Annotated in this window: 32 protein-coding genes and 1 pseudogene; 1 reads left to right on the forward strand and 32 read right to left on the reverse strand. The window is 70.4% G+C overall.

The genetic code is table 11. The features are described 5' to 3' along the window. Window positions 1–1,065: tRNA lysidine(34) synthetase TilS (gene tilS, locus RI554_06040; GenBank protein ID MDR9391572.1), on the reverse strand; the 1,065-nt coding region annotated here is incomplete at its 3' end. 65 nt (window positions 1,066–1,130) lie between these two features. Here tilS and RI554_06045 point away from each other — a divergent pair. Next, window positions 1,131–2,288 carry a phosphopentomutase gene (locus RI554_06045; protein ID MDR9391573.1) on the forward strand — a complete coding sequence of 386 codons (1,158 nt, stop codon included), beginning with the start codon at window positions 1,131–1,133 and terminating at the stop codon, window positions 2,286–2,288. Window positions 2,289–2,351: 63 nt separating this feature from the next. Here RI554_06045 and rplQ read toward each other — a convergent pair whose 3' ends face one another. The 31 genes and pseudogenes from rplQ to rpsJ all read right to left on the reverse strand — a co-directional run bounded on the left by rplQ (window position 2,352) and on the right by rpsJ (window position 17,001). Continuing rightward, complete coding sequence (gene rplQ, locus RI554_06050; GenBank protein ID MDR9391574.1) at window positions 2,352–2,711, reverse strand: 50S ribosomal protein L17; 360 nt, start codon at window positions 2,709–2,711, stop codon at window positions 2,352–2,354. A gap of 2 nt (window positions 2,712–2,713) precedes the next feature. Continuing rightward, window positions 2,714–3,655: a DNA-directed RNA polymerase subunit alpha gene (locus RI554_06055; GenBank protein MDR9391575.1), complete on the reverse strand. Its 942-nt coding sequence runs from the start codon at window positions 3,653–3,655 to the stop codon at window positions 2,714–2,716. 16 nt (window positions 3,656–3,671) lie between these two features. Then, a complete protein-coding gene (gene rpsD, locus RI554_06060; GenBank protein ID MDR9391576.1) occupies window positions 3,672–4,289 on the reverse strand; it encodes a 30S ribosomal protein S4 in 618 nt (205 codons plus the stop codon). Between the two features lie 13 nt (window positions 4,290–4,302). Beyond that, on the reverse strand, window positions 4,303–4,689 hold the full coding sequence (rpsK, locus tag RI554_06065; protein ID MDR9391577.1) for a 30S ribosomal protein S11: 387 nt from the start codon (window positions 4,687–4,689) through the stop codon (window positions 4,303–4,305). 9 nt (window positions 4,690–4,698) lie between these two features. Next, window positions 4,699–5,079: a 30S ribosomal protein S13 gene (gene rpsM, locus RI554_06070; GenBank protein ID MDR9391578.1), complete on the reverse strand. Its 381-nt coding sequence runs from the start codon at window positions 5,077–5,079 to the stop codon at window positions 4,699–4,701. A gap of 2 nt (window positions 5,080–5,081) precedes the next feature. Then, complete coding sequence (gene rpmJ / locus RI554_06075; GenBank protein ID MDR9391579.1) at window positions 5,082–5,195, reverse strand: 50S ribosomal protein L36; 114 nt, start codon at window positions 5,193–5,195, stop codon at window positions 5,082–5,084. Window positions 5,196–5,205: 10 nt separating this feature from the next. Next, the gene (gene infA, locus RI554_06080) at window positions 5,206–5,406 is read right to left on the reverse strand and encodes a translation initiation factor IF-1 (GenBank protein MDR9391580.1); all 201 of its coding nucleotides are present in this window, start codon (window positions 5,404–5,406) and stop codon (window positions 5,206–5,208) included. Between the two features lie 88 nt (window positions 5,407–5,494). Continuing rightward, the gene (map, locus tag RI554_06085; protein MDR9391581.1) at window positions 5,495–6,280 is read right to left on the reverse strand and encodes a type I methionyl aminopeptidase; all 786 of its coding nucleotides are present in this window, start codon (window positions 6,278–6,280) and stop codon (window positions 5,495–5,497) included. Continuing rightward, a complete protein-coding gene (locus RI554_06090) occupies window positions 6,277–6,843 on the reverse strand; it encodes an adenylate kinase (GenBank protein ID MDR9391582.1) in 567 nt (188 codons plus the stop codon). Before RI554_06090 ends, map begins: the two co-directional genes overlap by 4 nt. Next, window positions 6,843–8,162, reverse strand: coding sequence for a preprotein translocase subunit SecY (gene secY, locus RI554_06095; GenBank protein ID MDR9391583.1), 1,320 nt, complete (start codon window positions 8,160–8,162; stop codon window positions 6,843–6,845). Before secY ends, RI554_06090 begins: the two co-directional genes overlap by 1 nt. Next, a complete protein-coding gene (rplO, locus tag RI554_06100) occupies window positions 8,162–8,617 on the reverse strand; it encodes a 50S ribosomal protein L15 (protein MDR9391584.1) in 456 nt (151 codons plus the stop codon). Before rplO ends, secY begins: the two co-directional genes overlap by 1 nt. Then, window positions 8,614–8,793, reverse strand: coding sequence for a 50S ribosomal protein L30 (gene rpmD / locus RI554_06105; protein ID MDR9391585.1), 180 nt, complete (start codon window positions 8,791–8,793; stop codon window positions 8,614–8,616). The genes rplO and rpmD overlap by 4 nt, the downstream gene beginning before the upstream one ends. After that, on the reverse strand, window positions 8,790–9,266 hold the full coding sequence (rpsE, locus tag RI554_06110; protein MDR9391586.1) for a 30S ribosomal protein S5: 477 nt from the start codon (window positions 9,264–9,266) through the stop codon (window positions 8,790–8,792). Before rpsE ends, rpmD begins: the two co-directional genes overlap by 4 nt. Beyond that, window positions 9,266–9,613 carry a 50S ribosomal protein L18 gene (gene rplR, locus RI554_06115; GenBank protein MDR9391587.1) on the reverse strand — a complete coding sequence of 116 codons (348 nt, stop codon included), beginning with the start codon at window positions 9,611–9,613 and terminating at the stop codon, window positions 9,266–9,268. Before rplR ends, rpsE begins: the two co-directional genes overlap by 1 nt. Before the next feature lie 20 nt (window positions 9,614–9,633). Next, window positions 9,634–10,173, reverse strand: a complete 540-nt coding sequence (gene rplF, locus RI554_06120; GenBank protein MDR9391588.1) for a 50S ribosomal protein L6 — start codon at window positions 10,171–10,173, stop codon at window positions 9,634–9,636. Next, window positions 10,173–10,568 carry a 30S ribosomal protein S8 gene (gene rpsH / locus RI554_06125; protein MDR9391589.1) on the reverse strand — a complete coding sequence of 132 codons (396 nt, stop codon included), beginning with the start codon at window positions 10,566–10,568 and terminating at the stop codon, window positions 10,173–10,175. The genes rplF and rpsH overlap by 1 nt, the downstream gene beginning before the upstream one ends. 74 nt (window positions 10,569–10,642) lie before the next feature. Continuing rightward, complete coding sequence (locus RI554_06130; GenBank protein ID MDR9391590.1) at window positions 10,643–10,828, reverse strand: type Z 30S ribosomal protein S14; 186 nt, start codon at window positions 10,826–10,828, stop codon at window positions 10,643–10,645. 8 nt (window positions 10,829–10,836) lie between these two features. Beyond that, on the reverse strand, window positions 10,837–11,409 hold the full coding sequence (rplE, locus tag RI554_06135) for a 50S ribosomal protein L5 (GenBank protein MDR9391591.1): 573 nt from the start codon (window positions 11,407–11,409) through the stop codon (window positions 10,837–10,839). Continuing rightward, window positions 11,402–11,716 (reverse strand): 50S ribosomal protein L24, encoded by a 315-nt coding sequence (gene rplX, locus RI554_06140; protein MDR9391592.1) that lies wholly within the window; start codon window positions 11,714–11,716, stop codon window positions 11,402–11,404. Before rplX ends, rplE begins: the two co-directional genes overlap by 8 nt. Window positions 11,717–11,727: 11 nt before the next feature. Continuing rightward, the gene (gene rplN, locus RI554_06145) at window positions 11,728–12,096 is read right to left on the reverse strand and encodes a 50S ribosomal protein L14 (GenBank protein ID MDR9391593.1); all 369 of its coding nucleotides are present in this window, start codon (window positions 12,094–12,096) and stop codon (window positions 11,728–11,730) included. A 16-nt stretch (window positions 12,097–12,112) separates the two neighbouring features. After that, the gene (rpsQ, locus tag RI554_06150; GenBank protein MDR9391594.1) at window positions 12,113–12,358 is read right to left on the reverse strand and encodes a 30S ribosomal protein S17; all 246 of its coding nucleotides are present in this window, start codon (window positions 12,356–12,358) and stop codon (window positions 12,113–12,115) included. Continuing rightward, complete coding sequence (gene rpmC, locus RI554_06155; protein MDR9391595.1) at window positions 12,355–12,561, reverse strand: 50S ribosomal protein L29; 207 nt, start codon at window positions 12,559–12,561, stop codon at window positions 12,355–12,357. Before rpmC ends, rpsQ begins: the two co-directional genes overlap by 4 nt. Then, a complete protein-coding gene (gene rplP / locus RI554_06160) occupies window positions 12,548–12,973 on the reverse strand; it encodes a 50S ribosomal protein L16 (GenBank protein MDR9391596.1) in 426 nt (141 codons plus the stop codon). Before rplP ends, rpmC begins: the two co-directional genes overlap by 14 nt. Before the next feature lie 131 nt (window positions 12,974–13,104). Beyond that, a pseudogene (rpsC, locus tag RI554_06165) lies at window positions 13,105–13,728 on the reverse strand (30S ribosomal protein S3). Continuing rightward, window positions 13,718–14,059, reverse strand: coding sequence for a 50S ribosomal protein L22 (rplV, locus tag RI554_06170; GenBank protein MDR9391597.1), 342 nt, complete (start codon window positions 14,057–14,059; stop codon window positions 13,718–13,720). Before rplV ends, rpsC begins: the two are co-directional and overlap by 11 nt. Beyond that, complete coding sequence (rpsS, locus tag RI554_06175) at window positions 14,059–14,322, reverse strand: 30S ribosomal protein S19 (protein MDR9391598.1); 264 nt, start codon at window positions 14,320–14,322, stop codon at window positions 14,059–14,061. Before rpsS ends, rplV begins: the two co-directional genes overlap by 1 nt. Window positions 14,323–14,324: 2 nt before the next feature. Beyond that, entirely contained in the window at window positions 14,325–15,158 is an 834-nt protein-coding gene (gene rplB, locus RI554_06180; protein ID MDR9391599.1) for a 50S ribosomal protein L2, read from the reverse strand. 13 nt (window positions 15,159–15,171) lie between these two features. After that, window positions 15,172–15,459, reverse strand: coding sequence for a 50S ribosomal protein L23 (locus RI554_06185; GenBank protein ID MDR9391600.1), 288 nt, complete (start codon window positions 15,457–15,459; stop codon window positions 15,172–15,174). Beyond that, window positions 15,456–16,061 (reverse strand): 50S ribosomal protein L4, encoded by a 606-nt coding sequence (gene rplD / locus RI554_06190; protein MDR9391601.1) that lies wholly within the window; start codon window positions 16,059–16,061, stop codon window positions 15,456–15,458. Before rplD ends, RI554_06185 begins: the two co-directional genes overlap by 4 nt. Continuing rightward, window positions 16,058–16,681: a 50S ribosomal protein L3 gene (rplC, locus tag RI554_06195; GenBank protein MDR9391602.1), complete on the reverse strand. Its 624-nt coding sequence runs from the start codon at window positions 16,679–16,681 to the stop codon at window positions 16,058–16,060. The genes rplD and rplC overlap by 4 nt, the downstream gene beginning before the upstream one ends. After that, window positions 16,681–17,001: a 30S ribosomal protein S10 gene (gene rpsJ, locus RI554_06200; GenBank protein ID MDR9391603.1), complete on the reverse strand. Its 321-nt coding sequence runs from the start codon at window positions 16,999–17,001 to the stop codon at window positions 16,681–16,683. The genes rplC and rpsJ overlap by 1 nt, the downstream gene beginning before the upstream one ends. Window positions 17,002–17,057 lie beyond the last annotated feature (56 nt).

Consider the following 17,057-nt stretch of genomic DNA (forward strand, 5'->3'; position numbering starts at 1 on the left):
GCGGATGCGGTCCCCCGGTCGGGGGGTTCGGAGCCGCCAGGGGCCGTCCTCGAGGAGCGTCGGGGGCGCCCCGTCCGGCAGGGCGTCCGGCGTCGCGACGTCCCGCTCGGTCGGGGGGGCCGGCGTCGCCTCCGGGGGCGGGAGTGCGTCGACGCGGTTCCGTCCGAACCGGAGGCGGACGCCGCCGGGCAGGTCCGCGCGCCACGCGTCGTGGCCGGGGAGGGCGGCGAGGGCCGCGTCGAGGTGCGCGACGTCGACGTCGCCTCCGGCGTCGCGCACGAGGCGCGCCAGGACCTCGCGCTGGAGTGCGGTGGGGGCGGCGGCGAGGACGGCGCGGGCGGGGGCGTCGCGCCGGAAGCGGCGGTCGGCCTCCATCGCGAAGAACGCCGCCTGGTCGCGCTGGAGGTCCGCGAAGCGCGCCAGGCGGGCGGCGCTGCCGGGGCGGCGCCGCTGCAGGACGGGGAGCACCTCGTGGCGTAGCCAAGCGCGGTCGCGGCGTCGGTCGCGGTTGTCGGCGTCCTCGCGCCAGTCCTGCCCGAGCCCGTCGAGCCAGCCGCGCAGGTCGGCTTTGCCGAGCGCCAGGGCGGGGCGCACGATCGGGCCGCGCCGTGGCTCGATGCCGCGCGGGTGGGCGGTCCCCCGCAACAACTGCAGCAGCACGGTTTCCGCCTGGTCGTCGCGGGTGTGGGCGGTGACGACGACGTCGCACGCGTGCGCCTTCGCGGCGCGCGTGAGGAAGGCGTAGCGGACCTCCCGCGCGACCGCCTCGAGGTTGCCGCCCTTGTCGGCGTGCACGGCGTGGACGTCGACCGCGTCGCTCTCGAGGGGGACGCCGAGCCGGGCGCAGGTGGCCTGCACCCAGGCGGCGTCGTCGCCGGACGTGGCGCGGAGGCGGTGGTCGAGGTGGGCGGCGACGACGTCGCGGTCCGGCGCATCGACCAGCGCGCGGAGGACGGCGACGGAGTCGCTGCCGCCGGACAGGGCGACGAGGACGCGGCGCGCGTCGGGCGCGAGCCGGTCCAGGGCCGCGCGAAGTTGGTCGTCGACCCCTCGGGTGGCGTTCACGGGTCCGTCGTATCACAGGTGGCGGGCGGACCGGGGCGGCCCGCGCGCCGCGATACCCTGACGCCATGCACGTCACCCTGGTGGTTCTCGATTCCGTGGGCGTCGGCGCCCTCCCCGACGCGGAGGCGTTCGGGGACGCCGGCGCGCACACCCTCGATCACACCGTGGCGGCGACCGGCGTGCGCTTGCCGCACCTGGCCGACCTGGGGGTCGGCCGGGTGGAGGGCGTGACGTCGCTTCCGGCGGTCGCGACGCCGCGCGGCGCGTACGGTCGCCTCGCGGAGCGCTCGCCCGGGAAGGACACCACGACCGGCCACTGGGAGTTCATGGGGGTGGTGCTCGACGCGCCGTTCCGGACGTTCGAGCGGTTTCCGGCGGCGTTGATGGACGCGCTCGACGCCGCGACGGGGCGCGGGCACCTGGGGAACGAGGTGGCGAGCGGCACGGAGATCCTGGAGCGGTTGGGGCCGGCGCACCTCGCGTCGGGCGACCCGATCGTCTACACGAGCGCCGACAGCGTCCTGCAGATCGCGGCGCACGTCGACGTCGTGCCCCTGGAGACGCTCTACGCCTGGTGCGACGCCGCCCGCGCGTTGGCGGTCGGGCCGCACGCCGTCGCGCGGGTGATCGCGCGTCCGTTCCGGGGGGCGCCGGGCGCCTTCGAGCGGCTGCACGACAAGCGGCGGGACCTGTCGGTCGCTCCGCCCCCCACGGTGCTCGATGCGCTCGCGGAGGCTGGGCGGGACGTGCGCGCGATCGGCAAGATCGACGACATCTACGCCGGGCGGGGGGTGCGCGAGGCGATCAAGACCGGATCGAACGCGGAGGGCGTCGCGGCGACGCGGGCGGCGATGGAGCGGCACCGCGACGGGTTGACGTTCACGAACCTGGTGGATTTCGACGCGGTGTACGGCCACCGACGCGACGTCGAGGGGTACGGGGCGGCGTTGGCGCGGTTCGATGCCGCCCTGCCGGACCTGGTGGCGGCGCGGGGGGAGGACGACGTGCTGATGCTGCTCAGCGACCATGGGAACGACCCGACGCACGTCGGGACCGACCACACGCGCGAGTACGGGCTGCTCGTGGCGGTCGGGCCGGCGGGGGCGGGGGTCGACCTGGGGACGCGGGCGAGCTTCGCGGACGTCGGTGCGACGGTCGCGGACCTGCTGGACGTCGCGTGGCGGGGGCCGGGCACGTCGTTCGCGGACGTCCTGCGGCGATGAGCGCGCCCGCACGAGAGCGGCGCCCCGCAGAGGTCCACGGGGCGCCGCTCCGAGATCGAGTCGTTACTCGTCGGTGACGAGCTCGATCAGGGCTTCCTGGGTCGCGTCGCCGCGGCGGTGGCCGAGGCGGTAGATGCGGGTGTAGCCGCCCTTGCGGTCGGCGTAGCGCGGCCCGATGTCGTCCATGAGGCTCCGGAGGACCGCGTTGTCGTGGATCTCCTTGGCGACGAGGCGGCGGGCGTGGAGGTCCCCGCCGCGCGCGGTCGTGATGAGCTTCTCGACGTACGGCTGGAGGTTCTTGGCCTTCGTGAGGGTGGTCTTGATGCGGCCGTGCTTGAACAGCGCCGTCGCTTGGCTGCGCGCGAGCGCGATGCGGTGGGAGCTGTTGCGGTTGAGTTTGCGGCCGGCGGCGAGGTGACGCATCGTTACTCCTTCAGGCTGAGTCCGCGCTGCCCCAGTTGGTCGCGGATCTCGTCGAGGGACTTGTCGCCGATGCCGCTCACGCGCTTGAGGTCGCGCTCGGAGAGGGCCATGAGGGCGTTGACGGAGTCGATGCCCTCCTCCTGCAGCGAGTGCAGCACGCGGTTGGAGAGCGCGAGGCTCTCGAGGCTGATGTGCGGCTCGTCCTGCTCGGCGGGGGTGGGTTCGCCCGCGGCGGAGGGGATCGTCACGACGGGGACCTCCTCCTCGGGCTGTTCGCCGTTACCGCCGAACACGTTGAGCTGGGTGCGGAGGATGTCGACCGCTTCGTCGAGCGCTTCGCGGGGCGAGACGCTGCCGTCGGTCCAGACGCGGACGACGAGCCGGTCGAGGTCGGTCTTCTGCCCGACGCGGGTGTCCTCCACCCGGTAGGCGACGCGGCGGACCGGCGTGAAGACGGCGTCGACGGGGATCGAGTTGATGCGGTCCTTGTGGCCGTGCAGAAGTTCGGCGGGGACGTACCCGACGCCGGGGTCGACGCGGACCTCCATCACGAGTTTGGCGCCGTCCCCGAGGGTCGCGATCTCCAGTTCGGGGTTGACGATCTCGGCGTTGGAGGGGACGTCGAGGTCGGCGGCGGTGACGGTGCCGGCCTTCTCGGCGCGGAGCGTGAGGGTGACCGGTTCGCCGTCGTGGAGTTTCACGACGAGGTCCTTGAGGTTCAGCACGATCTGCATGACGTCCTCGCGGACGCCGGGGATCGTGGAGAACTCGTGGAGGACGTCCTCGACGTACACGCTGGTGACGGCGGTGCCGGGGATCGAGCTCAGCAGGATGCGGCGCAGGGGGTTGCCCAGGGTGACGCCGAACCCGCGCTGCAGCGGCTCGACCACGAACTCGCCGTAGCGGTCGGTGGCGGTCGCCTGGAATTCGGGTGTGATCTGCACGTGGGTCGCCTCCACCTCAGCGGGAGTAGTACTCGATGACCTGCAGTTCGTTGACGGGCACCACGATGTCCTCGCGCGCGGGGACGCTCTGGAAGGTGCCGGTCAGCGTGTCGGCGTCGAAATCGAGCCAGGGCGGCGTCTTGCCGCGGCGGCGCTCCTCGACGTTCTGTTTGATGTGCGGGTTCTTCTTCGCCTTCTCGACGACCGCGATCTGGTCGCCGGGCTGCACCCGGTAGGAGGGCACGTCGATGCGGCGGCCGTTGACGCGGATCAGGCCGTGCGCGACGAACTGGCGCGCTTGGCGGCGCGTGTGCGCGATCCCGAGGCGGTAGACGACGTTGTCGAGGCGCCGCTCGAGCAGCTGCAGGAAGACCGTGCCGGTCGCCCCTTCGCGGCGGGTGGCTTCCTCGAACAGGTTGGCGAACTGCTTTTCGCTCATGTTGTAGAGGATGCGCAGCTTCTGCTTCTCACGGAGGCGGACGCCGTAGTCGCTGATGCGGCGGCGGCGGCGCTGCCCGTGCTCCCCGGGGGGGTAGGGACGGCGTTCCATGTACTTCTGCGCCTTGGGGGTCTCGGCGAGGTTCACCCCTTCGCGGCGGCACAGCTTGACGATCGGTCCTCGGTAACGGCCCATGCGTCCTCCTGCCTTACTGCCGGCGCCGCTTGCGCAGGCGGCAGCCGTTGTGGGGGGTGGGGGTGTCGTCGATGATCGTGCGGACGTTCACGCCGGTCGCTTGGATCGAGCGGATCGCCTGTTCGCGGCCCGAACCGGTGCCGCGGATCACGATGTCGAGCGTGGAGAGCCCCATGTTCTGGGCTTTGCGGGTCGCGTCCGCCGCAGCGAGCTGCGCGGCGTAGGGCGTGCCCTTCTTGGAGCCCTTGTAGCCGATGCTGCCCGACGAGGACCAGGTGACGGTGTTGCCGTCGGGGTCGGTGATGGTGATGATGGTGTTGTTGTACGAGGCGTGAATGAACGCCTTGCCCTCCACCAGGGTGCGCTTGGTGCGCTTGCGGTTCTTGGATGGCGTGGCCACGTCTACCCCCTACTTCCTCGGCGCCTTCTTCTTGCCGGCGACGGTGCGGCGCGGCCCCTTGCGGGTCCGGGCGTTGGTCTTGGTGGATTGCCCGCGCACGGGCAGGCCGCGACGGTGACGGAGGCCGCGGTAGCAGCCGATGTCCATGAGGCGCTTGACGTTGAGCTGCACCTCGCGGCGCAGGTCGCCCTCGACCTTGTACTGGCCGTCGACGACCTCGCGAATCTTCTGGACGTCGGATTCGGCGAGGTCCTTGACGCGGATCGAGGGATCGACGCCGGACTGCTCGAGGATGGCGCGGGCGCGCGTCGGCCCGATGCCGTAGACGTAGGGCAAGGCGTACTCGACGCGCTTCTCCCGCGGAAGGTCGACTCCGGAAATGCGTGCCATGGTTACCCCTGCCTCTGCTTGTGCTTGGGATTGGAGCAGATGACGTAGACGCGCCCGCTACGCTTGATCACCTTGCAGCTCGCGCACATCTTCTTGACGCTGGACCGTACTTTCATGGCCGTCCCCTTACTTCCTGTAGACGATGCGACCCTTTTCGGGGTCGTAGGTGCTGATTTCGACGACGACGCGGTCGCCGGGGAGGATGCGGATGTAGTGGCGGCGCATCTTGCCGCCGACGTGCGCGAGGATCTCGGGGCCCGCGTCGAGCTGCACGAGGAAGGTGGTGTTGGGGCGCGCCTCCAGGACGACCCCTTCGGTGCGCACCATGTCCTGCGTGGTTTCGGTGCCCTTCTGCCGGTTTTCGGCGCGCCCGCGTCCGGCGTTCGAACGCCGACCGCCGCGGCCGCCTCCTCGTCTACGCGCCATGCGCCACTCCCTCTCCCGTTCGCGTCGTCGTCTCCTTCGCCGTCAGAATGCGTGGGCCGTCCTCGGTGACGGCCACCGTGTGTTCGAAGTGCGCGGACGGCACCCCCGTTTCGGTGGGGGCGGTCCATCCGTCGTCGAGGACCACGACCGCGGTGCGCGAGTGCGCGACCATCGGTTCGATCGCCAAGACCAGGCCTGGCCGAAGCACGGGTCCCGTGCCGGCGCGGCCGAAGTTGGGCACGTCGGGCGGCTCGTGGAAGGTCCGGCCGATGCCGTGCCCCACGAACTCCCGTACCACCCAGAAGCCTTCCTGCTCGACGACGTCCTGAATGGCCGCGGACACGTCGCCCAGCCGATTTCCCGGGGCGGCTCGTTCGATGCCGGCGTAGAGGGACCGCTCGGTCGTTTCGAGCAACCGCTGCACATCGTCGGAGACGGCGCCGATGGCGTAGGTCTTCGCCATGTCGGCGGCGTACCCCTTGTAGAACGTGCCGACGTCGATGCTCACCGTGTCCCCCTCCTGCAACGGGCGGTCGTCCGGTATGCCGTGGACGACGACCTCGTTGAGGGAGGTGCACAGCGTCGCGGGAAACCCGCGGTAGCCCTTGAATGCGGGGCTACCACCACTCCGTAGGATAACCTCTTCGGCCACGTCGTTCAACTCGCGGGTGGTGACGCCGGGCGCCAGGCGCGCTTCGACCGCCTCGAGCGCCGCGCGGTTGATGTGCGCGGCGTCCACCATCGCGTCGATCTCGCCGGGCCGCTTGAGGATCACGCAAGCGCCCCCTCGATGCGTTCGGTGACGGCGTCGAGGTCGCCGACCCCATCGACGCGCACCAACAGGTCGCGCGCGTCGTAGAAATCGAGCAGCGGCCGGGTGGCGTCGGCGTAGACCTCCATGCGCTTGCGCACGGTGGCTTCGCCGTCGTCGCTGCGGCCCTCGCGTTCGGCGCGGCTCACGAGCCGCTCCACGAGCTCCTCCTGCGGCACCTCGAGCTGGATCACGGCGGTCATCTCCGCGCCGTACTCCGCGAGGAGCGCGTCGAGCGACACCGCCTGCCCCGGGGTGCGGGGGAAGCCGTCGAGGAGGACGCGGACCTCGTCCATCTCGTCGAGTTCGCTGCGGACCATGTCGACGATCAGGTGGTCGGGCACCAGCTCGCCCGCCTCCATGATCGCCTTCGCCTGCGTCCCCAGCTCGGTCCCGCGCGCGACGTGCCCGCGCAGCAGATCGCCGGTCGACAACGCCCGCAGGTCGTGGCGCTCGGCGATGCGGGCGCCCTGCGTGCCCTTGCCGGCCCCGGGCGGACCCATGATGAGGAGGACCTCGCTCGCCATCAGAACCGCCGTCCGCGACCGCGAATCCGTCCCTTCGAGACGAACCCTTCGTAGTGCCGCATCATCAGTTGGCTCTCGAGCTGCCGCAGCGTGTCGAGCGCGACGCCGACCATGATGAGCAGGCCGATGCCGCTGAACACGAAGCTGAGCTGGCCGGCGCCGGTCGCCCAGGCGAGCGCCTGCGGCAGGGCGTTGACCGCCCCGAGGAACAGCGCGCCCCACAGCGTGATGCGTTGCGTGATGCGGGCCAGGTGGTCGGTCGTCGGTTGGCCGGGACGGACGCCGGGCACGAAGCCGCCGTACTCGCGGAGGTTCTCGCTGATGCGCCGCGGGTCGAAACTGATCTGCGTGTAGAAGTACGTGAACGCGACGATCAGCACGGTGCTGGTGATGAGGCCCTGCCACTGCGCGGGGTTGAACCAGGCGCCGATCGCCTGCAACCACACGACGTCCGGGAAGCTGCCGATCAGGGTCTGGGGCAGGATGATGATGCTGACCGCGAAGATGATCGGGATGACGCCGGCGGCGTTGAGGCGCAACGGGATGTACGTCGATTGCCCGCCCATGACGCGGCGCCCGACGACCTTGCGGGCGTACTGCACCGGAATCCTGCGTTCCGCCTGTTGGATGAGCACCATCCCCGCGAGCGTGAGGATCAACAACGCGAAGAAGATGATCAAGCCGATGAGGTTGCCTTCGCCCCGCCCGATGAGGGCGAACTGTTGGGTGATGGCGCCGGGGAACGCCGCGACGATGCCGGCGTAGATGATCAGGGAGATGCCGTTGCCGATACCGTACTCGCTGATCTTCTCGCCGAGCCACATCACGACGCTGATGCCGGCGACCTGCGTCACGAGCACCACGAACCAGAAGAACGGCCCGTTGGCCCAGCCGATCTTCAGCGCGCCGGACGGCCCGAGGAGGGCGATGGCGAGGAACACCGCTTGGATCGCCCCGAGCCCCACCGCGCCGTAGCGGGTGTACTGGGTGATCTTGCGCCGGCCCTCCTCGCCCTCCTTGGCGAGCTTCTCGAGCGGCGGCCAGGTGCCCTGCAGGAGCTGCACGATGATGCTGGCCGTGATGTAGGGGATCACGCCGAGGGCGGCGATCGAGAACACCTCGAAGTTGCCGCCGGAGATGAAGTTGAGCAGGGTGAAGACGTCGCCCTGTCCGAAGCTTCCCTCCCGCAACCGGTCGATGTCGATCCCCGGGGTGGGGATGAACACCAGCAGCCGGTAGACGGCCAGCAGGCCGATCATCACCAGCAGCTTCGCGCGCAGCGCCGGGACGGCGGCGGCGTTGCGGAAGGCCGCGAGCATCAGGCCGACTCCTCGGCCGCCGCGCCCTTCACGTTCCCGCCCGCCGCCGTGACGGCGGCGGCCGCCCCCCGACTGACCGCGTCGAGGTCGATCGTGAGTTTCGTGGAGAGGTCACCGTCCCCGAGCAGTTTCACGGGACGGTCGGTACGCTTGACGAGGCCGGCGCCGACGAGCGCGTCGACGTCGACGGTGGCGCCGTCGTCGAAGCGGTCGAGGTCGCGGACGTTCACGATCTGCACCGGTTCCTTCGCCCTGTTGAAGCCGCGCTTGGGCAGCCGCATCACCAGGCGCGAACGACCGCCCTCCCAGCCGGCGCCCTGGCTGAAGCCGCTGCGCGACTTCTGGCCCTTCTGGCCGCGGCCGGCGGTCTTGCCGCGACCGCTGCCGAGACCGCGACCGACGCGCCGGCGGCGGCGTTTGGAGCCCGTGGCCGGGCCGATGTCGTTGAGTTTCACGAGCGGGACCCCCCTTGAATGGTGAGCAGGTAGGCGACCTTGTCGACCATGCCGCGCACGTCGGGCGTGTCGGCGACCTCACGCGTGTCGCCGGTCTTGCGCAACCCGAGCGCGCGCACGGTGGCGCGCTGGTCCTTCGGCACGCCGATCAGGCTTCGGGTCAGGGTGATCTTCATGGCTCCGCCCGATCCCGCGCCGCCTTCGCTTCGGCGAAGGTGCGCAGTTGCTTGAGCCCGTCGACGACGGCGTAGGCGACGTTCGTTTGGTTGCGCGAGCCGAGCTCCTTCGTGAGCAGGTTGCGGTACCCCGCCAGCTCGACGATGGCGCGCGGGACGCTGCCGGCGATCACGCCGGTCCCCGCGCCCGCCGGCTTCAGCATCACGCGGCTGGTGCCGTGCGCGCCGAGCACCTCGTGCGGGACCGTCCCGGGCTCCTCGATGGGCACCTCGATGAGGTTCCGGCGCGCGACGTACTGGCCCTTCTGCACCGCGACCGGGACCTCCTTGGCCTTGCCGAGGCCCACCCCGACGCGGCCCTGCCGGTCGCCGATGACGACCATCGCGCCGAAGCGGAAGCGCCGACCGCCCTTGTAGGTCTTGGCGGTGCGCCGGATGAAGATCACCTTGTCTTCGAAATCGGTGTCGGCCATCAGAACTCCAGTCCTCCCTCGCGGGCGGCGTCGGCGAGCGCCTTGACGCGGCCGTGGTAGCGGTACGGGCCTCGGTCGAACACGACGCGGGTCACGCCCGCCTCCCGGGCGCGTTCGGCGAGGGCCTTGCCGACCTCGCCGGCCTGCGCGGTCTTGGTGCCCTTCGCGCCGAGCGCTTTGCTGTTCGCTTCGGCCAACGTCCGGCCGGTGCGGTCGTCGATGACTTGGGCGTAGATGTAGCGCGCGCTGCGGAACACCGACAGGCGCATGCGGCCGTTGTCGACCGGCGTGCGGATGTTGCGCCGCGTGCGGAAGGTACGGCGTCGTTTGGCGGTCATCACGTTCATGCGGGGCCTCCCCTCCGAGGTCAGCGGGACGCGGCTTTGCCGGCCTTGAGACGGACGCGTTCGCCCTGGTAGCGAACGCCTTTGCCGTGGTAGCTGTCCGGCGGCCGGACCGCGCGGATGTCCGCGGCGACCTGCCCGACGAGCTGCTTGTCGATGCCGCTCACCTCGATCTTCGTGGGTTCCGGCGCCTGGATCGTGACGCCCTCGGGGGCGGCGATGATCACGGGGTGCGAGTACCCGACGAGGAGCTCGAGGTCGTTGCCCTGCATCTGGCAGCGGTAGCCGACGCCCTGGATCTCCAGGGTCTTCGTGAAGCCTTCGCTGACGCCGGCGACGGCGTTGGCGACCAGGGCCCGAGCGAGCCCGTGCTGGGCGCGATCACTGGGGTGGTCGCTGGGGCGCGCGAACGTCAGGACGCCGTCGCTCTCCTCCATCGTGATGCGCGCGGAGATCGGCGCCTCGAGGCGGCCCTTGGGCCCCTCGACGTGCACGACGTCGCCGTCGCGGCGGACCGTCACGCCAGCCGGGAGGGGGATCGGGTACAGGCCGACGCGGCTCATCACCACACCTCGCAGACGACTTCGCCGCCGACGCCTTGGCGGCGGGCGTCGCGGTCGGCCATCAGGCCGCGGGAGGTGGAGACGACGGCGACGCCCAACCCGCCGCGGACGACGGGGACGTCCTTCGACTTCGAGTAGGCGCGCCGTCCGGGCTTCGAGACGCGGGTCATCTCGTGGATGATCGGCGTGCGCTTCGGGCCGTACTTGAGCGCGATGCGGAGGTTCGGGTGGCCGTTCGCGTCGACCTCCTCGAGGCCGGCGAGGTAGCCCTCGTCGACGAGGAGTTTCGCGAGCGCGCGCTTGAACTTGCTGGCGGGGACGTCCACGTGCGCGTGGCCCACGGCCACGGCGTTGCGGATGCGGTTCAACATGTCTGCGATCGGATCAGAGTGCACGTTTGCCTCCGTCGGAGTTGGTCCCGGCGGCTGTGTCGCCGGCCATCACCCCTGGGGTGTCGAGTCTCGGGTGTCTACCAGCTCGATTTCGTCACGCCGGGAAGGTAGCCCTTGTGGGCCATCTCCCGCATGCAGATGCGGCACAGGCCGAAGTCCCGCAGGTACCCGCGGGTCCGCCCGCAGCGGCTGCACCGCCGCACGGCGCGCGCGGAGAATTTGGGCGTCCGCTTGGACGCGGCGATTTTGGCTTTGGTGGCCACGCTTCCCCCTACTTCCGGAACGGCATGCCGAGCAGCTCGAGGAGGCTGCGCGCTTCCTCGTCGGTCTCGGCACTGGTGACGATGACCACGTCGAGGCCGCGGACGGCGTCGACGGAGTCGTAACTGAGTTCGGGGAACACGAGTTGCTCGCGAATCCCGAGGCTGTAGTTGCCGCGGCCGTCGAAGGCGTTGGCGCTGATGCCGCGGAAGTCCCGCACGCGGGGCAACGCGACGTTGATGAGTTTGTCGAGGAACGCCCACATGCGTTCCCGCCGCAACGTGACCTTCAGGCCGACCGGCATGCCGGTGCGGACCTTGAAGTTCGACACCGACTTCTTGGCCTTCGTCACGACCGGGCGCTGCAGCGCGACCTTCGCGAGGTCGTCCGCGGCGCGGTCGAGGACCTTGCGGTCGTCGCGCGCGTCGCCGACCCCCATGTTGAGGACGATCTTCTCGACGCGCGGCACCGCCATGGGGTTGGCGTAGCCGTGCCGCTCGGTCAGGTCCGAACGGATCGCTTGGTACTTCGCCTTGATCGGCAGGTCGATGCGTTCCACCGCCGCGCTCTCCGCCTCAGCCATCGAGAACCACTCCGCTCTTGCGCGCGACGCGACGCTTCACGCCGTCCTCGCCCACCTGCACGCCGACGCGGGTGGGTTCCCCCGTCTGCGGGTCGAGGAGCTGGACGTTGCTGACGTCGATCGGCGCCTCCTGCTCCCGGAACCCGCCGCGCGGGTTCTCCTGCGTCGGACGCAACGCCTTCTTGATGACGTTGACGCCCTCGACGACGATACGGCCCGCATCGCGGCGCACGTCGATGACCTCCCCTTCGAGGCCCTTGTGCTTCCCGGCGATCACCCGGACGGTGTCGCCCTTCTTGAGGCGGATCCTGCCGGCCATCACAGCACCTCCGGCGCGAGCGACACGATGCGCATGAAGCGCTTCTCCCGCAACTCCCGCGCGACGGGCCCGAACACGCGCGTCCCGCGCGGCTCGTTCTGGGGGTTGACGAGGACGGCGGCGTTTCCGTCGAAGCGGATCGACGAGCCGTCCTTGCGGTTGATCTCCTTCTTGGTGCGGACCACCACGGCGCGGACCACTTCGCCCTTCTTGACCTGGCCCTGCGGAATGGCGTCCTTCACCGAGGCGACGATCAGGTCGCCCACGCCGCCGACGAACTGTTGCCCGGTGCCGAGCACGCGGATGCACTGGATCCGGCGGGCTCCGGAGTTGTCGGCGACGTCGAGGAAGGTTTCCTGTTGAATCACGATGCCTCCGGGCGCGTCAGCTGCGCGCCTTCTCCAGAAGTTTCGTGACGACGAAGCGCTTGCGCTTGCTGACGGGGCGCGCGCTCGTGAGCTCCACGAGGTCGCCGACGCCGTACGCGTTCGTTTCGTCGTGCGCGAGGTACTTCTTGTTCGAACTCACGACCTTGCCGTAGAGCGGGTGCTTGAAGCGCCGCTCGACCGAGACGGTCACCGTCTTGTCCGCCGCGTCGGAGACGACGCGTCCCTGCAGGACCTTCTTCATGCCTGGCTCCCGTTCCGCGCCCGGGTCTCGTTGGCCACGGTCAGCAGCCGCGCGATTTCACGCTTCGCCTCCCGAATGCGCCGCGGGTTGCTCGCCTGACCGACCGCCGCCTGAAAGCGGAGGTCGAGCAGTTCCGCTCGCCGCTGCGCGACCTCGGCCTCGATCTCCTCGAGCGTCAGGTTGCGCACCTCATTGGGCTTCATCGTAGATCTCCCGCTTCACCATCTTCGTCGCGATCGGCAGTTTGTGCCCCGCGAGGCGGAACGCCTCGCGCGCCTGCTCCTCGGTGACGTTGGCGACCTCGAACAGGATGCGTCCCGGCTTGACGACCGCCACCCAGAACTCCACGGCGCCCTTCCCCTTCCCCATGCGAACCTCCTGGGGCTTCTTGGTGATGGGCTTGTCGGGGAAGATGCGGATGTAGATCTTGCCGCCGCGCTTGAAGTAGCGGCTCATCGTGATGCGGCACGCCTCGATCTGGTTCGACTTGATCCAGGCGGGCTCCGTCGCGACGAGCGCGTAGTCGCCGAACGCGACGTAGTCGCCGCCGGTCGTCGCGCCCCGCATGCGGCCGCGGAACTGCTTGCGGTACTTGACGCGCTTCGGGAGCAGCATCAGCCGTCCCTCCGCACGCGACGGCGGCCGCCGCCCTTCTCGTCGCGGCGGCGTCCGGGACGGCGCCGCTTCTTCTTGTCCTCGTCGCTCCGCGCGCGCGGCAGCACCGCCGCCTGACGCTTCTGGTCCCCGACGATCTCGCCGTGGAACACCCACGCCTTGACGCCGACGACGCCGGCGGTGGTGTGCGCTTCCGCGGTGCCGTAATCGATGTCGGCGCGCAACGTCTGCAGCGGCACGCGACCGTCGCTGTACCACTCGGGGCGGGCCTGCTCGCTCCCGCCGAGGCGGCCCGAGCAGCGGATCTTGACGCCCTTGGCGCCCGACTCCATCGTGCGTTGCACGGCCTGCTTCATGGCGCGGCGGAAGGCGAAGCGGCGCTCGAGTTGGTCGCGGATGCGTTGCGCGACCAGCATCCCGTTCGTGTTCGGGTTGCCGATCTCCTGGACGTTGACGTTGACCGTGCCGCGGATGAGGTCGTCCAGGCGGGCGCGCAGCATCTTGATCGCTTCCCCGCCGCGGCCGATGACGACGCCCGGCTTGGCGGTGTGGATCGTGACGCCGACGTTGTCCGCCGCACGCTCGATCTCGATCTTGGCGATGCCGGCGTGGCCGACCTCCTTCGTGATGAGGCGGCGGACGGTTTCGTCCTCCTCGAGCAACCGCGGGTAGTCGGCCTTGCCGGCGTACCACCGGGCCGAGGCGACCTTGTTGACCCCCAAGCGGAAGCCGAGCGGGTTGACTTTATTGCCCACGGCGTTCCTCCAGCGTGATCGTGATGTGGCTCGTGCGCTTGCGCAGCAGGTCGGCGCGACCGCGCGCCCGCGGCAGGTAGCGCTTGAGCGTCGGGCCGTCGCCGACCTGCGCTTCGGCGACGAACAGGTCGTCCTCGAACATGTCGTGGTTGTTGACGGCGTTCGCCTTCGCGCTCGTGAGGAGCTTCAGGATCGGGGCGGCCGCCCGCTTGTCGGTGAACTTGAGGATCGACTCCGCTTCGCCGACGTCCTTGCCGCGGATCTGGTCGATCACCAGGCGCGTCTTGCGGGGCGTGGCGCGGTGCATGCGGAGCTTGGCGGTGGCGCGCATCAGTCGCCCCGCCCGTGACCGCGGAAGTTGCGGGTCGGCGCGAACTCGCCGAGCTTGTGCCCGACCATGTTCTCCTGCACGAACACCGGCACGTGCTGCTTGCCGTTGTAGACGCCGAGGGTGTGACCGACCATCTCGGGCACCACCGTCGAGCGACGGCTCCACGTCTTGATGACCTTGCGGTCGCCGGACGCGTTGGCGGCGTCGACCTTCTTGAGCAGGTGGCCGTCGACGAACGGCCCCTTCTTCAGGCTGCGGGACATCGTTACCTCCCCTTCCGACGGCGCACGATGAATCGGCTCGACGTCTTGCGGCGGTCGCGGGTCTTGAGGCCCTTCGCCTGCTGGCCCCAGGGGCTGACCGGCGGCCGGCCGCCGCTGCTGCGGCCCTCGCCCCCACCGTGGGGGTGATCGACCGGGTTCATGGCGCGACCGCGCTGGTGGGGCTTGCGCCCGAGCCAGCGGGTACGGCCCGCCTTGCCGCTGACGACGTTCTTGTGTTCGGCGTTCCCGACGGTGCCGACGGTCGCGTAGCACTCGCCGTGCACGCGCCGCAGTTCGCCCGACGGGAGGCGCAACGTGACGTAGGCGCCGTCGCGGCCCTGGATCTGAATGCCGGTGCCGGCGCTACGCCCCACCTGCGCGCCCTTGCCGGGCACCAGCTCGACGGCGTGCACGACCGTCCCGACGGGGACGAAGCGGAGCGGCATGGCGTTGCCGACGACCGGTTCGGCGTCGGGACCGGCCACGATGCGTTCGCCGGCGCGCAACCCGCCGGGCGCGAGCACGTAGCGCTTCTCGCCGTCGAGGTAGTGCAGCAGCGCGATGTGGGCGCTCCGGTTCGGGTCGTACTCGATGCCGGCGACCTTGGCGGGCACGCCCTCCTTGTCGCGGCGACGGAAGTCGATGACGCGGTAGCGGCGCTTGTGACCCCCGCCGCGGAAGCGCGACGTGACGCGCCCCCGGTTGTTGCGCCCGCCGCTCTTCGCGGCCCCCTTGACGAGGGATTTCTCCGGCGCTCCGCGAGTGACCTCCGCGAAGTCGGGGGTCGCCATCGTGCGGCGGGAGGGCGTATACGGACGGTATTTCTTGGTCGGCATGCGCGTCCCTCCCTTAGGTGAGGCCCTCGAGCTGCGCGATGCGCTGCCCGGGCGCGAGCGTGACGATGGCCTTCTTGCGGTCGGCGGTCCGGCCGACGTACCGGCCGGTGCGTTTGGCCTTGCCGCGGACGTTCTGGAGGTTGATCTTGGTGACCTCGACCTCGAAGACCGTCTCGACGGCGTCCTTGATCTGCGTGCGGTTGGCGTCCGGGTGCACGTAGAAGGCGTACTTGCCGGTCTCGATCGCGACGACCGCCTTCTCCGACAGCACCGGGCGCAGGATCACGTCGTGCGGACTCACGAGGCCGCCTCCGTTTCCGCGCCGGCGAACACGGCGGCGTCGGCGATGACGGCGTCGCTACGCAGCACGTCGTAGACGTTGAGGCCGCGCACCGGGAGCACGTCGACCCACGGCAGGTTCCGCGCGGCGCGGCGCGCCAGCTCGTCGTCGGTGACGAGCAGCACGCGCTCCTCGCCGTCGAAGCCGTGCTCCTTCGCCCAGGCGACGAACTCCTTGGTCTTGCCGGAGAGATCGAACGCCTCGACGAGCGTGAGCTTGCCTTCGTTGGCGCGCGCCGCGATCGCCATGTGCAGGCCGAGCCGCCGCACCCGCTTGGGCAGGGTGTAGCCGTAGTCGCGTTCCACGGGCCCGAAGACCGTCCCGCCGCCGACGAAGATCGGCGCCTTGCGGCTGCCGTGGCGGGCGCGGCCGGTGCCCTTCTGCGGGTAGATCTTGGCGGTCGAGCCGGTGACCTTGCCGCGCGTCTGGGTGCGGGCGGTGCCGCGGCGGCGCTTCGCGAGCTGCCAGCGAACGACCTCGTGGAGGACCGACTCCTGGGGTTCGGGCAGGTCCAGCGTCACGGTGCGCTGGCTCCCCACCACGTCGAGCGTGACCGGCATCATGCCCCGCCCTTCCGCGCGGAGCCCTTGACGACGACCAGCGAGCCGTTCGCGCCGGGCACCGCGCCCTTGATCAGCAACACGTTGTCGTCGGGGCGGACCTCAACGACCTCGAGTCCGACGGTCGTCACCGGCCGCGCGCCCATCCGGCCCGCCATCTTGCGGCCCTTGTAGACGCGTCCGGGGGTCTTGCCCGTACCGATCGAGCCGACGGCGCGGTGCTTCTTCTTCGTGCCGTGCGTCGCGGGCAGGCCGCCGAACCCCCAGCGCTTCATGGTGCCGGCGGTGCCGCGCCCCTTGCTGGTGCCGGTGACGTCGATCGTTTCGCCGCCCTCGAAGATCGACACCGTGACGGCGTCCTCCTCGGGCGCGAAGTCGCGCAGTTCGACGAGGTGGCGTTGCGGCGCGACCCCGTGCGCTTCGAAGTGGCCCAGCGCAGGCTTGGTGAGCCGCTTGGCGGGGACGTCGTCCCAACCGAGCTGGACGGCGTCGTAGCCGTCGCGCTCCCCGGTCTTGCGCTGCACCACGGGGCAGGGCCCGGCGAGGACGACGGTGACCGGAACCAGTCGCTCGTCGCGCCACACCTGGGTCATGCCCACCTTGGTGCCGAGAATTCCCTTCATTAGCGTCCTCCGACCGTCTTGATCTCGATGTCCACCCCGGTCGGGAGGTCGAGGTGCATCAGGCTGTCGATCGTGCTCTTGGTGGGCGCCTGGATGTCGATGAGCCGGTTGTGGGTCCGGATCTCGAAGTGCTCGCGGCTGTCCTTGTCGGTGAACGGGCTGCGGAGCACGCAGAAGCGGCGCGTGCGGGTGGGCAGGGGCACCGGGCCAGCGACCTCGGCCCCGGTCCGGCGCACCGTGTCGACGATCCGCGTGGCGGAACTGTCGAGGCTGCGGTGGTCGAACGCCTTGAGTTTGATGCGGATCTTCGGGGCGGCCATCGTTACTCCTCGATGCCCGTCACGACACCCGCACCCACCGTACGACCCCCCTCACG

This window comes from Trueperaceae bacterium (assembly GCA_031581195.1).
Classification (GTDB): domain Bacteria; phylum Deinococcota; class Deinococci; order Deinococcales; family Trueperaceae; genus SLSQ01.